General features: G+C 60.6%; 10 protein-coding genes and 1 pseudogene. 1 reads left to right on the top strand and 10 read right to left on the bottom strand.

Annotation, left to right across the window (positions count from 1 at the left end):
* Positions 1–2: 2 nt before the first annotated feature.
* The 4 genes from pulA to BHAP_RS08130 form a co-directional block, all read right to left on the bottom strand.
* Positions 3–2,141 (bottom strand): type I pullulanase, encoded by a 2,139-nt coding sequence (gene pulA, locus BHAP_RS08145; protein WP_094730228.1) that lies wholly within the window; start codon positions 2,139–2,141, stop codon positions 3–5.
* 296 nt (positions 2,142–2,437) lie between these two features.
* Positions 2,438–3,334, bottom strand: coding sequence for a sugar ABC transporter permease (locus BHAP_RS08140; RefSeq protein ID WP_211279713.1), 897 nt, complete (start codon positions 3,332–3,334; stop codon positions 2,438–2,440).
* Positions 3,334–4,707 (bottom strand): carbohydrate ABC transporter permease, encoded by a 1,374-nt coding sequence (locus BHAP_RS08135; RefSeq protein ID WP_094730256.1) that lies wholly within the window; start codon positions 4,705–4,707, stop codon positions 3,334–3,336. Before BHAP_RS08135 ends, BHAP_RS08140 begins: the two co-directional genes overlap by 1 nt.
* Positions 4,708–5,104: 397 nt before the next feature.
* Complete coding sequence (locus BHAP_RS08130; protein ID WP_094730226.1) at positions 5,105–6,355, bottom strand: extracellular solute-binding protein; 1,251 nt, start codon at positions 6,353–6,355, stop codon at positions 5,105–5,107.
* 269 nt (positions 6,356–6,624) lie between these two features.
* Between BHAP_RS08130 and BHAP_RS08125 the strand changes: the two genes are divergently transcribed.
* Positions 6,625–8,358, top strand: coding sequence for an alpha-amylase family glycosyl hydrolase (locus BHAP_RS08125; RefSeq protein WP_094730225.1), 1,734 nt, complete (start codon positions 6,625–6,627; stop codon positions 8,356–8,358).
* Between the two features lie 306 nt (positions 8,359–8,664).
* Here the strand turns inward: BHAP_RS08125 and BHAP_RS08120 are convergent, their stop codons facing one another.
* The 6 genes and pseudogenes from BHAP_RS08120 to BHAP_RS11655 all read right to left on the bottom strand — a co-directional run.
* Positions 8,665–9,033, bottom strand: a complete 369-nt coding sequence (locus tag BHAP_RS08120) for a YccF domain-containing protein (protein ID WP_094730224.1) — start codon at positions 9,031–9,033, stop codon at positions 8,665–8,667.
* A gap of 408 nt (positions 9,034–9,441) precedes the next feature.
* Positions 9,442–10,629 (bottom strand): toxic anion resistance protein, encoded by a 1,188-nt coding sequence (locus tag BHAP_RS08115; protein ID WP_244569360.1) that lies wholly within the window; start codon positions 10,627–10,629, stop codon positions 9,442–9,444.
* A gap of 88 nt (positions 10,630–10,717) precedes the next feature.
* Positions 10,718–11,797, bottom strand: a complete 1,080-nt coding sequence (locus BHAP_RS08110; RefSeq protein WP_094730223.1) for a substrate-binding domain-containing protein — start codon at positions 11,795–11,797, stop codon at positions 10,718–10,720.
* A complete protein-coding gene (locus BHAP_RS11505) occupies positions 11,794–12,543 on the bottom strand; it encodes a 5-bromo-4-chloroindolyl phosphate hydrolysis family protein (RefSeq protein WP_143248769.1) in 750 nt (249 codons plus the stop codon). The genes BHAP_RS08110 and BHAP_RS11505 overlap by 4 nt, the downstream gene beginning before the upstream one ends.
* Complete coding sequence (locus tag BHAP_RS08095) at positions 12,543–14,396, bottom strand: vWA domain-containing protein (protein ID WP_244569359.1); 1,854 nt, start codon at positions 14,394–14,396, stop codon at positions 12,543–12,545. Before BHAP_RS08095 ends, BHAP_RS11505 begins: the two co-directional genes overlap by 1 nt.
* 578 nt (positions 14,397–14,974) lie before the next feature.
* A pseudogene (locus tag BHAP_RS11655) lies at positions 14,975–15,632 on the bottom strand (hypothetical protein); the annotation flags it as partial.

Genomic DNA, 15,632 nt, shown 5'->3' with positions numbered 1-15,632 from the left:
GTTCAGCGCTTGCGCCGCCAGACCGTGAAGCTGTACGGCGGCAACGGCAGACGCCGGTTCTCCACCTCGCCCGGGCATGCGCCCGCGGAACAGTCCGCCGAACAGTAGATGCACGTCCACTCGTCGGGCGCGACCGGCGACACCTCGCCGTACGGCCCGGGCTTTTCCAGATCCATCGTCAGCTGCGACTGCGTCTTGCAGGTCGGGTTGATCGCGATGCAGTCGTCGCCCACGCGGAACACCACGACCTCGTCCACGCGCGGCACGATCATGCGCGCATCGCCGAAGTACGCGGGATTGCCGCGACGCAGCCGGATCAGCGCCGCGTAATGGTCGACCAGCGACGACAGCCGTTCCGCACGCCGCCAGTCCAGCTGGTTGAGCGACGCCGCGCTGCTGAACGAGTCGGAATCGCCGTGCTTGGTGCGCGCGAACTCCTCGCCGCCGAGCATGAACGGCACGCCCGCCGCCGAGAACACGACACCCGCAGCCAGCCGGTTCGCGCGCATGAGATCGTCGCAGGACGGATCCTCGGCCGCGTAGTCGACCTCGGTTGGCATGCGCCGCATGACCGCGCACAGCTTGTCCCACAGTGTCAGATCGTCGTGCGCGGACACGTATTGGATGACCTGCGCCACGCTCGCCGTTTCACGCAGTGTTCCACGCCACGCGTTCTCGGCGTGGCGGATGTCCTCGGCGTAGTCGGCGGCCGCGCCGGTCAGATAGCCGGGCACCCAATGGTAGAAGATGTGGCCGCGCACCGCGTCGCGCGTCGAATCGCAGAACGCGCCGATGCGCGGGTCGAGGTACGGCAGGCCGCGCTTATCGGCGAGCACGACGCCTTCCGGCAGCGCGGTACGGCCGGGCGCCCACGGCTCGCCGTGCATGAGGATCGACGCCCCGTCCGGCAGCGCGTCGAGCGCCTCGCGCACCGCGTTCATCGTGTCCACGTCGATCAGGCCCATCAGGTCGAACCGGAAGCCGTCGACGTGGTATTCGCGCGCCCAGTACACCGCCGAATCAACGATGTACTTGCGCATCATCGCGCGTTCGGTGGCCACGTCGTTCGAGCAGGCCGAGCCGTTCGCGAACTCGCCGTTCGCGCACCGGCGCAGCGCGTAGCCGGGGATCATGCGCTCGAACCAGTTGTCGACGGAGAACATGTGGTTGTAGACCACGTCCATGATGACCTTGATGCCGGCCGCGTGCAGCGACTGGATCATCCGCTTGCATTCGCGGATGCGCACCTCGCCGTGGAACGGGTCGGTGCTGTACGAGCCTTCCGGCACGTTGTAGTTGAGCGGGTCGTACCCCCAGTTGAAGCCATGCTTCGGATCGGTGCGCGGCAGCGACTCGTCGAGCGAACCGTAGTCGTAGAACGGCATGAGCTGGACGGCGGTGACTCCCAGCCGCTTGAGATACGCGACGCAGGTCGGGAACTCGCCCTTGCCGTCGACGCTGGTGCCGTCGTCGGTGAACGCGAGATAGGTGCCGCGATGGTCGGCCGGCACGCCGCTGTGCGGGTCGTTGCTGAAGTCACCGATATGCGTTTCCCAGATGACCAGATCGTTGGCGGGGATGCGCGGACGGGAGTCGGATTCCCAGCCGTCCGGATCGGTGCGCGCGAGGTCGACGACCATGCTGCGACGGCCGTTGACTCCGGCCGCGCGAGCCCACGGGTCGGCGGTGCGGTGGATCGTGCCGTCGGCGAAACGGACGAGATAGTCGTAGTACATGCCATGGCCGACGCCGTCGCAGCGCACGAGCCAGGTACCGTCCGCGCCGGGGGTGAGCTCGTGCGTCTCGACCGGATCGGGCTCGGGTTCGGTGACGGCGGAGGCGGCGCGCGAGGCGGCCAGATCGGACTGGTCGGCGCTGTTGACCGCTCCGGTGCCGTCCGGGCCGAGCGTGGGCTGCGGGTGGTCGGCGGCGTCCGCGAAATCCTCGACCGTCGAACCGGTGGAGAACAGGCGCAGCGTGACGCCGCTGGCGCTCGGCGCCCATACGCGGAATGTGGTGCCGACGGCGTCCGGGAACGCGCCGAGATCATCGCCCGTGTAGACCGGGTAGTCCGGGCACGGCTGCGCCTCATCGGCGGGCGTGCCGACGGCCACGGCCGGTGCGTCAACAAGCTGCTCCATCGTGGATTCCTTTCGTTGGTATGTCACACATGATGAGGCTCCCCTCCTCAAAGGGAGCCGCCGAGCGAGACGCAGCCGAAAGCGGCTATGCGTGTGAACTCTACTTGTACTTCCGGATGCGTATCGTCGCTCAGCAGCTCCCCCGGGAGAGGGGAGCCTATTGTATCGGCTCGGCTCAGGCTGAGCCTATGTGAAGCACAAGGATAACCCTCGTGACGCGTCGCCTGCGGCGCTGCAATTACGGACTCGCCTGCGGCGAGGCTCAATGCTGCCTTCGCCGGAGCTATCGCCCCGGCTCAGCCCTTCACCGACCCTGACATCGACTCCTGGTAGAAGCGCTGCATGACGATGAACAGGATGGCGATCGGGATCGAGATCAGCACGGCCGCGGCGGCGAAGCGCGCGTACCAGTTCTGGATGTACTCCTTCTGCAGCATGAGCCACAGGCCGAGCGCCACGGTGTAGTTCGACTGCGTGCGGCAGATCACCTTCGCCATGACGAAGTCGAGCCACGGGGTCAGGAAGCCGATGATGGCCTGATACACGATCATGGGCTTGCAGATCGGGATGATGATCTTGTAGAACACCTGCAGGCGGGTGCAGCCGTCGAGCATCGCAGCCTCGTCGAGCGAGGTCGGGATGGTGTCCATGTAGCCCTTCATCACGTAGAAGCCCGCGCCGGAACCGGCCGAGTAGACCAGGATCAGCGCGATCGTGGTCAGGCCTTCGCTGGTGAGTCCCACGGCCTTGAGGATGAAGTAGATCGCGGAGACGGCCATAATGCCCGGGAACATGCCGAGGATGAGCACCACGTTCATGAACGTGCGGCGCGTGCGGAAGCGCAGTCGGCTCATGCAGTACGCGACGGCGAGCACGAACGCCACGGAGATCACGCACACGAAGCACGCCACGATGAACGTGTTCATGAACATCTTTGGGAAGTTGAGCACCGACTTGTCGGTGAACAGCCGCACGTAGTTGTCGAGCGTGAACTCGGTCGGGAAGAACGTGCTGGTGTACGGCGCGGTGTTCTTGTTGAAGCTTTCCGCGAACACCCATACGATCGGCACGAGCCAGATCACGGCCATGACGGCGAGGAACAGGTGCGAGAGGATGTCACCCAGGATGCGGCGCTTTTTCGCGTCGTGCATGAGGCTATGCGACTGGGCCTTCTGAATGCTGTGACTGCTCATCAGCGGAACGCCTCCTCATTCTTGTAGGAACCGGAATTGCGGTAGGTGATCAACGACACCGCCGCGAGGACGATGAAGGTCATGATGCCGATCACGGCGCCGAGGTTGTAGTCGTTCTTGTCGACGGTCAGCTTGTACAGCCAGGTGATCAGCAGGTCGGTCTTGCCGGCCGAGTCGCCGACCGTGGTCGGCGCGCCGCCGGACAGCAGGTAGATCACGTTGAAGTTGTTCACGTTGCCGGTGAACGTCGTGATCAGGTACGGCGTGAGCACGAAGATGATGTACGGCATGGTGATCTTGACGAAGATCTGCCACCAGTTCGCGCCGTCGATCTTCGCGGCCTCGTACAGGTCGGCCGGGATGTTCTGCAGGATGCCGGTGATCTGCATGATCGTGTACGGGATGCCGACCCACAGGTTAATCACGATGACGGTGACGCGCGCCCACGTCGCGTTGGTGAAGAACGGCAGGGCCTGATCGATCCAGCCCCAGTTCATGAGCATGCGGTTGATCGCGCCGCTCGGCTGGAGCATGGTGTGCATGACCAGCAGGGAGACGAACTGCGGCACGGCGATCGACATGGAGAAGCACGCGCGCCAGAAGCCCTTGAACCGCGTGGTCTTGCGGTTGATGATCATCGCGAAGAACATGCCGAGGAAGAAGTTGAGGAAGGTGGCGAAGAACGCCCAGACCAGCGTCCAGACCGTCACCTGCAGGAACAGGCGGGCGTTGACGGTGCCGGCGTTGCTGGCGAACACCTTCGAGAAGTTCTCGAAGCCGACCCAGTCGAACAGCACGAGGTGGTCGCGGTCGTAGCTGGTGAACGCCATCGAGATCATGAAGATCAGCGGCAGCACGGTGAACACGAGGATGCCGAGCGTCGGCAGGAACATGAGCAGCTGGTAGGCCTTCTGGTCGAGCAGCGTGTGGATGTCGTCCATCAGACCCGGCGCCTTGCCTTCGTCGCGGGCGAGGCATTCGGCCTTGTACGCGCATTTGAGCGACAGCGTCCACAGGTAGACGAACAACAGGCACGCGACGATCGTGCACACGCCGTACAGCAGGATGACCACGGAATTGTCGCCCTGCACATACACCCAGAAGCCGTCCACGAGCTGCTTGCCCTGCTCCTGGTCGCCCAGGCCGGGCAGCTTCGACAGATAGGTCGCGCCGCTCATGGCCATGAACACGATGAACGCGATCTCCAGCGCCAGCAGGGCGATACCCTTGACGAACTGCTTGCGGACGATGTTGCCGAGGCCGAACACGACCGCGGACAGCCTGGTGAACACGTCGCCCTTGGTCAGCGCCGCCTTCACCGAATACGGCGAGGGAGCCACGTAATCCGCGCCCATGGTCTTGCGGCGCCGCATCTCCCGCCGGGAAAGGGTTACCGTTGTCATGAAACCCTACCGCCTCTCCTTGTTGTGTATTGTCTGTCAAAATCGGTACAGCGTCCCGCACGACACTGCGCGGGAGCCCTCTCCCATTCTCCCTCGCGCGCACCCGGTAGAACCGATAAAGCCCGGGTGCCGAACTGATTCGGCGCCCGGACCTTATCGGCAATGGAGGAGAAGGAGGAGAGGTAAGTCTTGGATGAAACCGCTTGATGGTTGAGGCTGCGGGGCGGTTGCGCGATTTCATGACATCCGCTCCGCAGTGGCGTACCTTATCGGACCCTCAGATGGTTCCCTGATATGGGATATTCAGTTATGGTGTCGATCGCCGCCGGATCAGAGTCTGTGTTGCGTGAACCGGCGGCGATCAGGTTCACTCGGCGTAGGTGCCGACCTGCGCGACCCAGTCGTCGGTCTTGGCCTGCGCGTTGTCCGCGGTGACGTCCTTGTTGACGAGACCCTCGCCCATGGCCTGAGCCGGATCCCACCACTTGCTCATGCCGGACTGGCCGGACTGCAGGATGGCTGTGTTGGCCATGGTGTCGGACTGGCCGATGGCGACCGGGTCGTTAGCGATTTCGCTGGCCAGGGACTTGTCGGTCGGGATGATGTTGCGCAGCGTGTAGTGCAGCTTCTGCGACTCGGTGGAGCCGAGGTAGGCGGCGAACTGTGCGGCGGCCTTCGGGTTCTTGGCGTTCGGGTTGTACGCGGCGGCCTTGGTGGCGGAGAAAGACTTGATCTGCTTGGTCTGGCCGTTCACGGTGATGGTCGGCAGCTGGGCGACGCCCATGTTGTCGCCGAGGGCTTCCTTGACGTCGTTGGCGGACCAGGTGCCGGAGAACAGGGCGTGGGTCTTGCCGGACTTCAGATCGGCGAGGCCGGAGGCGCCGTCGTCGTTGGAGAAGTTCGGGTTGGCGACCAGGTTGGCGAGGTACTTGGTGACTTCGCCGGCGTCCTTCGGGAACACGATGCCGGCGTCCGCGTCCGTGCCGTCCTCGCCGAACAGGGTCAAGCCGTCATAGAAGCCGCCGATGTACCACGAGTTGGACAGCGGGAAGGAGATCGCGGCCTTGGCGACCATCGTGTCGAGGCTCTTGATGTCATCGTCGGAGAACACGGACTTGTCGTAGTACATGAACCACGTGTTGTCGGTGTACGGCACGCCGTAGTACTTGCCGTCGGAGCCGGTCATGGACTTGATCTCCATGTCGCCGTTCTGCTCCTTGAGCTGAGCCTCCGCGTCGGAGCCGAGCTCGCCGATGCCCTGCACGTCCATCAGGCCGCCGAGCTGGTCGGAGGCGAACATGTAGACGTCGGCGGCGGCCTTCGGATCGGTCTTGACGTTGGTGACGGCGTCGCCTTCGGAGACCACGTCGTTCTTCCACGTGATCTTGTACTCCGGGTGCTCCTTTTCGAAGTTGGCCTCGACCTGCGCCAGCCAGGAGTTGTCGCCGTCCTGGTCCTCCTGCGGGACCCACACGCTCAGGGTGACGTCCTCGGTGCCGGAGGTCGAGCCGCCGGCGTTGTTGGAGCCACCGTTGGAGTCCGAGCCGCAGGCGGCCAGCGGAACCAGCATCGCAGCCGCAGCAGTCAGGCCGACGATCTTCTTCCAGTTGATCTTCATTGATCGTTCCTTTCCTTGAACACGATTTCACTCAGTTTTCTCTTATGCACTGCATACGTTGCAGATTCTTCGCAGAACCCGGTGTTGCATACGTTCACATCCGCGTGATTATCATGACCAATGCTTCCTTATACAACGTCTTTGCAGCGCATCAGTGGTTCCCACTATACACAGTTTTGCAAACGTTGGCAATTCGTGTCAGAATATTTGCTACCACCGTTTTATGCAAACGTCTGCAGAAACCTACGGAACACTAAGGAAACACGACCATGTACGAATCGCGACACACCGCGGAGCCCACCGCACCGCACCGCACACCCCGCACCGGCGACGCGGCCGACGACCGCGGCTGGCTCTCCACCGCCGTCTTCTACGAGATCTACCCCCAGTCGTTCGCCGACTCCGACGGCGACGGCATCGGCGACATCCAAGGCATCATCGATCATCTTGACTACGTTCGCAATCTCGGCTGCAACGCACTGTGGCTCAACCCCCTCTTCGACTCCCCCTTCAAGGACGCCGGCTACGACGTGCGCGACTACACGCGCGTCGCCCCGCGCTACGGCACCAACAACGACCTGATCGCCCTGTTCGCCGCCGCCCACGAACGCGGCATGCACGTCCTGCTCGACCTCGTCCCCGGCCACACCAGCGAGGAGCACCCCTGGTTCCGCGCCTCCGCCCAGCCCGACCCCGCCGACCGCGACGGCCTCTCCGACCGCTACATCTGGACCGATTCGTGGATCGCCGGCAGCGACGGCCTGCCGTTCATCGGCGGCGAAACCCCGCGCGACGGCACCTACATCATCAACTTCTTCAAATGCCAGCCCGCACTCGACTACGGTTTCGCCCGCCCGCGCGCCGCCTGGCAGCACGCCGCGCTTGGCCCCGAGGCCCTCGCCACCTGCGACGCGATGGTCGACGTCATGCGCTTCTGGCTCTCACGCGGTGCGGACGGCTTCCGCGTCGACATGGCCGACAGCCTCGTCAAGCACGACGACGAGGGCAAGCCGTACACCATCCGCACCTGGCGGTACATGTTCTCGAAGATCCGCCCAGAATTCCCCGCCGCCGCGTTCGTCTCCGAATGGGGGCGGCCATACGAGTCCATGCAGGCCGGCTTCGACATGGACTTCTACCTCGACTGGCGCTGGGACGGCAAGCCGAACGGCTACAACATGCTGCTGCGCAACACCGACGACCCGTTCGTGCACGACGGCGATCTGAGCTACTTCAACGCGGACTCCGGCGCGCCGATCAAGCCGTTCCTCGATCAGTACCTGCCGCAGCTGCACGACTGCGAGCGCGCGGGCGGCCGGTTCGACCTGATCTCCTGCAACCACGACACGCGACGGTTCGCGCCGCGGCTGACCGAGCGCGAACGCAAAATCGCGTTCGGCATGCTGCTGACGATGCCGGGATGCCCGTTCGTGTACTACGGCGACGAGATCGGCATGCGATACCGCGACCTGCCCACGAAGGAGGGCGGATACACGCGCACCGGCAGCCGCACGCCGATGCAGTGGGATGGCGGATTGCCGAACCTCGGGTTCTCCGACGGACTGCCGGAGAACCTGTACCTGCCGGTCGAGTCATTGGATGACGACGATCGCGCGCCCCGCGTCGGGCAGTCCGACGCTGCCGCCGGCATACCCACCGTCGCGTCGGAATCCGGCCGCGCCGACTCGCTGTACCACTGGGTCAAGGCGTTGCTGGCGTTCCGCGCCGAATCCGCCGCGCTCCGATCCGACGCCGGATTCGAGCCGGTCGCCGCGCCCGGGCACGGCCGTGCGTTCGCCTACCTGCGCACGCCTCGGCGATCCTCTTCCGGCTCTTCCGCCGCCGTCCTCGTCGCCATGAACCCCGGCCGCGAGACCGAAACGGTCACGCTCCCGCCCGAGTTCGCCGCGCAATCCCCCGCCACCCGACTCGCGCTCGGCGACCCCACGGTCGACGGCGTCACCGTGACGCTCCCCCCGCAGTCCTTCGCCGTGCTCGGGTGATCCTGCGGGCATATGCCCACAATCCGTGTCTCAACTTCCGCAAAACCGCGGATTCCGGCGGGGTGTGACAGAAAATCCGTCAGAATCCGATTTCGTGCCAAAGCCACGGCAGGCGCCCGCCTTACAACATGGCCGAAAGCAAGGCACAAGGCGCCCTCTCATCACCCGATCCAGCGCAGTGGCGCAGGGTGCATCGGCGACCGCTCGGCGAAAGTCTATGCTGACCACCATTAATTGTCTGCCTCGCGAGTGAAGCAGCTTCAACCACCACACATGATTACTACGGATCCGAACGCGACAGCACACCTATCGGACGCTCACGACGTCCGCGCCGAACGGCCACAGCGCGAGTTTGGCCATCTTGAACGACTGGATGCCGAACGGGATCCCGATGATGGTGATGCAGTTCGCCAGCCCGGCGCCCACGTAGCCGATCGCCATCCACCAGCCAACAAGCACCACCCAGATGATGTTCACCAGCGTCGAGCCAGCCCCGCCGCCGTACGACACCGTCTGGCCAAACGGTGTCAACGTGAGCGCAGCCATCTTAAAAGCCTGCAATCCCAACGGAATACCAATGATTGTCACACACAGAATCAGCCCGACTACTGCCCAGCCCAATGCAAGGAACAACCCGCCAAGAATCAGCCACAGAATATTGCCCAACAGTCTCATGACTCCATCATGGCATATCATTCCGCCGACAGGCTCAGGGAAACCACTGATTCAACCCTGATCCTGCGCCCCGATTGGCACTGTGACCCCAAGGCGGAGCGTGTTTTGAGGCTCCGGCTCGTCATGGATGACATCTTTCTTCAAACCTTGAGGCAGATTCCACGAGCCGACGAGGTCTTTCTCCAAACTTTGAGGCAACCACCTCAGCCAACACACCTCCTGCGCACCCCCGAATTGCCTTTATGCGCAGGCATGACACAAGTAGCCTGCCTCAAAGTTTGAAGAAAGAACCCTACAAGCCCCGAAATCTGCCTCAAGGTTTGAAGAAAGCCACCGAATACACCCCGAGGTCGCCCTTGCCGCAGGGCAAGGGCTCAAGCACCAGGCGCGCCACGTCAGCCTCGCGTCTCACAACCGCTGAGCGTTATCGATGAGCGCAGCCTTAAGATCAGACTCGATCTGGCGCATCTTCACCTGCGCAGCCTCGCGGTTCGCCTTGCCTTCCTTTTGAATCTGCACGGTTTCGCGCAGCGTGGCGATCAGCTCGGAGTTGATCTTCTCAAGCGTGTCGATCTCGATCACGGACCGCTGGTTCGCCTTCTCAGCATCTACCGCGCCCTTGTGCAGCGCCTCGGCGTTGCGCGAAAGCAGCTTGTTGGTCACGTCGTCGGCCTTGTTCTGCAGGTCGAGCGCGGCCCGCTGGTTGGACAGACCCAGCGCGATCACCATCTGCGACTTCCACACCGGGATCGTGGTGGAAATAGTCGTGTCGATTTTGTCAACAATGGTCTGGTCGGCGTTCTGAATGATCTTGATCTGCGGCGCAGTTTGCAACGTAACGACGCTTACGCGGTCGAGGTCGTCGAGCCGCTTGGCGAACCGGTCAAGCTTGGACTTGAAGTCCTTGAGCACCTGTGCCTGCATCGCGTCACCACTCTTCGCAGCTTCAGCCTCGAGCGCCGGCAGCTGGTTCGCGTTGAAGTCGGCGAGCGCCTTCTTGCCAGCGAGCACGGTGAGTTTAAGCGAGCGATACTGCTGCGCGTTCTGATCGTACATGGTGTTGTACATGGCGATGTCGGCGACGAGTTTGGCCTGCGCCTTTTCGAGTTTGGTGACGATCTCGTCGATCTGTGCATCGACCTTTTGGTAGCGGCGGCGCAGTTTGTCGATGGAGACGGCGACTTGGCCGATGATCGGAATCTTGCGGAATCCGCCGAGTTCGGCCTCGTCGATGGTGGTGAGCATGGTCGCGAGCAGGTCGCCAGCCTCGCCGGTGTCCTTGGAGCGGGTTTCGGAGAGGATTTCATCGGCGAATGTGGAGGTGGCGCGCTGCACGTCTTTGCCATACGACGATTCGATGCCGTCACGCGTCAAATCGATGTTGCCGGCGAGTTGGGCGATCTGCTGTTGGTCGGCAGCTGGCAATTTCGCGATTTGCTCGTCGGGGCTGAGCGCGGCTTCGGCTTTGGCTTGGTCGGCGGTGGGGACGACAGCGCCCGCGTTTGGATCAGCGGTTGCGTCCGCGCCCGTAAGGCTCGGCGACGTGACAGCGTTGTTGCCGCCGGCGAGATCGGCGAGAGTGAGTTGCTTAGTCATTGGTGTGTTTCCTTTCGTTGGAATGGCGTATTGATGGCGATGTGATGAGCTTAGGCTGCCCAGTTTGGACCGGCCGGCCGGCTCGCGCTCAGCTCAGTGCTTTGATGATGGCCTGCATGGCGTCGTTATTGGGCAGTTCGGTGACGGCGCTGACCTGTTCGAGCGCGCCCGGAACGTTGAACCGCTTAATCGAGTCAGTGCCGCTGTAGTTGGCTGCACGGAATCCATGACGTTCCCACGCGAGTTTTTGCACTGCGTTGGACTTGAGCAGTTTCATCAGCTGTTCGCCCTTACTGTCAAGCGCAATCAGCGTATGTGTGCTCCACACGGTTGGTGTTGGGTAGACGAGCACGACGTCGTCTTTCACCTGTTTGAACGCGTCGGGTTGATTGACGGCGAGGTCGAGCAGCTGTGATTCGTAGCCGATCATCATCGGCTTGGATCCGACACCGAGCGTGAGGAACTGGTTGAAACTGTCCTCGGAACTGGTTTCCATCCAACCTGATTTTGCGAAGATTGCCTTGATTTTGGCTGAGTCGCGCGCAACTGAGTCAGTCGTGGCCGGCTGACCGCCGTTGAGCACGGTTGCGACGAGTGCAGCGTATTCGTTGCCGGAGTTTGATTTGACTGGATCGGTTGAGTCGATGCGGAACTGGCCGTAACCTGCCGCGTAACCGACGTCGGCCCACGACTTGTTATTGACCATTGCATCAACCGCCTTGGCCATGTCCATGTGGTAAGCACCCGCATTGTCTTTACTCATAATGCCGCTGCTGACGAGCGAATCAGCGACGACTTTATGCGTGTAAATCACGATAGGCGAGTTAAACACAATATCAGCGTTCGATGTGTTCACACCTTTTGCTTTACCGTATTCAACGGCTGCGCGCGAAGATGGGAAGAGGTAATCCATGCCGGTTTGGTCGGCGTCCATCATCGCAAGCGATCCAGCTTTACGATAGTTGACGTTCAGTCCTGCGTCACTAGCAAGTTTGGCAAATTCCTCGTCGTCAAATAATCCGATTTTTTCGCCGCCAAGATAACCATTGACTTGTTGAATCTCAACCGGTTTAGGTTGTGCCTGCCGCCAGACAATCGTGCCGCCGATTACGGCGACAACTGCGATGAGCGCAATTAATCCGATAAGTTTCGATTTTGTGAGTTTCATGATGCTTGCTCCCCAACCTGCGATCCCGGATGCGCTTGAGTATGCGGCGTGACTGGCGAAGCGCCGAACTCAGAAGCGTTAGCAGCAGTCGCCGCACCTCGCGTATCGCCATCAGTCGTCTCAGTTGCCTCCGACGCCTGCGCTGAATATCCGTCCATACTCGCCAACCGCTGAATCGCTTCAGAATCAGCAGCAATACCGAGTGTTTTAGCCGACACCGCACGCGACAATTCCCCTGCCGCCGTCCGTTCCAGTACCTGAAGCGCTTCAACAGTTTCTCGCTGGGCAACCGGCAACTGATCGTGCGCACCGGACTGTTCCACGTCAACATACGATTTCAGCAGTTTGGCAGTCTGTTCGCCATACACATTCGTATAGTGGCGCAAGGTCGCATACGCGCTCGTATCCGTGTTCACATACCGCGCCAAATCGCGCGTCGCCGCAATAAAATCATCCGCTTCAGCACGAACCTGCGGATCACGAACCTGTCGAGTCAACATACTGATGCGGTTCAGCATTGCGTTCGCATCGTCAATCGCAGCCGCCGCTTTCTGCCCGTTCGGTAACGCAGAGACGACAATCTTGCCCAGCCGACGTTCCGGTTGCAGCAACGTCGAACCGGCCACATATCCGAGTACTGCACACACCAGCCCGAGCACAAGACCAAGCACGCCACCGCCAGCCAGCCAGAACGCAAGTCCTGCCAAAGCCAGACCGATGACAAACCCCGCAATAATACCGATCATCAGTTGAATCCCTTAACTTGCCGGAATACGGCCGCCAGATCGCCGCTACGACCATCGAATACCTTCGCGTTACTTAACTTGGCGAGTTCGTTCAGCTGATCTGGGTCCGCGTCGCCGAACATAATCGAGAAAATCGGTACATCCTGCCCGCGCGACTGATATTCACCGGTAAAGTAGTTCTTATCGCGAGTCTCAGACTGACCGTCAGTCATGAGCACGATCGCAGTCGTGTAGTTACTTAAATCGTTCGGCAGTAAGCCGAGCGCGGCAGTCAAACCATCGTAAATATTCGTGCCGCCGGATGCGTCAGTACTGCGCGCGCGAGCCAGCAGTTGGCTGGTACTTGTGCCTTCGACGCGTGTCGCATCTTCCGCAGCGGATGAGAACGGGATGAGAATATTGACGTCGCTGTCTGACGGTTCGATATGTGACTGTTTAGCTTGCGTCGGGTCGAGCGCGGCGGTCAGTCCGTTGACCACGCCCTCCTTACCGTCGCCGCTCATCGAACCCGAGTAGTCAACAACCCAGATTGTGTAGCTCGGCTTGCGTAGTTTCGTCTGGTAGACGGTGAGCGCCTGATTGATAACGTCGGCGGACGGTAGCGCGATGGTCTTAAGCGCTTCAGCACTCGTGGTGATGCCCCATTCGGAGCGGAACGACTGCTTGACTTCGCTATCGTCGGCGAATGCGAGCGTGCCACCGAGTCCAGTACGTCGACCAGCGCGCTCGAAAAGCAGCTTGGAATCCTTGGAACTTAAGGCTTTCTGGAACTTTGAGAACGCGTCGTTCAAGTTTTGACCGCGGTCGACATAGCCGAGTGGTGAATCAGATACGGCGATACCGTCGGCTGGATAGACGGCGACAAGCGGATCGTGACCGTTTTGTGTGAGCTGCTTATCAGCCTGAATGACGAGTGATTCGTAGTTGACCATTGAGTCGAAACGGTCAGGATTGGCGACAACCATGTCTTTGAGCCAGTCAGATGAACCGGATGAGCGGTCGACGCCCTTAAGCAGTGTGGCGACTTGATCGGTGAGCTGCGTATTGGTCAGATCACTGGTGTTAAGCGGTTCATCACGACCGGTGAGCGCGGTCATAAACGCGAGGTATGCGGACGCGCCCGAGTTGGATTGCGTGGCCGAAGTCATCGAGAACTTGAGGTCGCCGGAGGAAACGGCTTTGATAATGTCGGCGGTCTTAACCGGTTTGGTAGTGCCGTTTGCGTCTGCCCAGCCGAGCTGTTCGGCTTTCGACTTGGCGATGCCGAACACGATTGGCGTGGTAGATGTGCTGGTCGCATCCTTGACGATGTGCTTAGTGTCGCCCATTGAGATCCACATGGAAGATGCTGGCCAGACTGCATCGTACGTGTCGCCACCGTTTTGCAGTGCGCTCATGATGTCAAGCGAACCCATGTAGTGCATGGTGACAGCTACGCCGGAATCGTCAACAGCTTGTTGGATTGCGTCAGCGACTTCTTTGTTCTCAGAGCCGGATGCGATGTTCAGCGTTGCTTCGGCTTTGCCTTTAGCTGGGGTGAATGCTTGCGTTTTATCGGAGCTGGCGTTGCCGCTGAATGGGTTGGACGTTGAGCATGCAGCGAGCATGCCGACAGATGCGACTACTGCTACGGTTGCGGTGACCGCGCGGCGAATGGCCGATATGTGGCGAGAGACTTTGCGGGTTGATGGGAGGATCGATGGCCGTTTTGCAGTGAGGCGATGCCACCATCCGCGCGCATGATGAGGCTTACGATCGGCTTCCCCGAACCGATCTGACGTTATCTCTTGACTTGTTTCACGCAATGTTTCACACACTACGTTGTTGCGCGAATCGTTGGCTAATCCACTCATAACACCATTGTCGACGATGCGCCCATCCCCGCCACCGACAACACCTAAACTCAAGGTGAATTATAGGTTAATCATCACCACCAGCAACGTTGTAGTTATCCAGCGCTACAAACCGATGCACTCAGACGGCCATAATTGAGCACTATCGCCTGTCTTCTGCTGAGTTACGGCCTCCTGCACCCTCAACAACGACCGTAACTGAGCACTATCACCAACCTAATACTGAGTTACGGCCTCCCAAAGCCCCGTAGACGACCGTAAGTCAATGATAGTGTCGTTGTACTGCTCAGTTAGGGTCTTCCAACACCTGTAGTCGCCTCGTTGAAGACGATTGCGGGGTAGTTACACCATCGGAACGTTCCAAGGGTATCGCTGTCGGCTAATGCTGACAGTTTGTCTTGCAATTATGGGCGTGCTACGCGCGTAGTTTGTTGGCTCGCCTGTCGGCGTATCTACAAACAGTGTTGCTGTTCGTTGAACGGTGTGTCCTAGCAAGGGTGCTGCGATTACATATGGGAAAGGGGTGGATATCGCTACGATATCCACCCCTTGAGAGGGTTATGCGCTTAACGCGTGTATTACGCGCGGCGACGGTGCATGACTACTATGCCAGTAGCGGCGAGTGCAGCCATTACTGCGATGACTGCGATGATGCTGGCACCACCCTTAGGTAGTGTCTGCTTCTTCGTATCAGTCTTCGCAGGCTTCTGCTCCGGCTTCTTATCCGTGTCAGGCTTCGTCGTATCAGTATCAGCCTTATTACCCGACTCATCCTTGCTTGGCGTCTTCTCAGCCTTCTTCAACGCAGCCTGAGCGTTCACAAGCGCCTTAGCTGCGGCATCGACCTCAGCCTGCTTGACGTCAGCCTTACCGGCGACCGTCTTCGCTGCTTCAAGTGCCTTCGCGAACGGTGCCCATGATGCTTGCGTGTAATCCGTTTTCACGAGCTTGCTCGCGGCAGTAATCGCCTTGTTCAACGCAGTCTTGTCAGCAGGTGTCGGGGTTGGTGTTGGGGTTTGCTCTCCGACGGTTACGTCAGTCCAGCCTTGAATATTGCCCTTTTCATCCTGCAATGCGATCTTATGAGAGCCTGAATAGTTGGCTGGGATGAACGCATCGTAATAATACTTACCGTTCTTATCCTTCTTGATTGTCACATACGGGGAGCCGTCTGGACCGGTCAAGCGTACTGGGTTACTGTAAATGTATGAATACCAGAAGCAATCCTCACCCGCA

The organism is Bifidobacterium hapali, from assembly GCF_002259755.1.
Classification (GTDB): Bacteria; Actinomycetota; Actinomycetes; order Actinomycetales; family Bifidobacteriaceae; genus Bifidobacterium; species Bifidobacterium hapali.
This window is presented reverse-complemented; position numbering and strand designations above follow the sequence as displayed.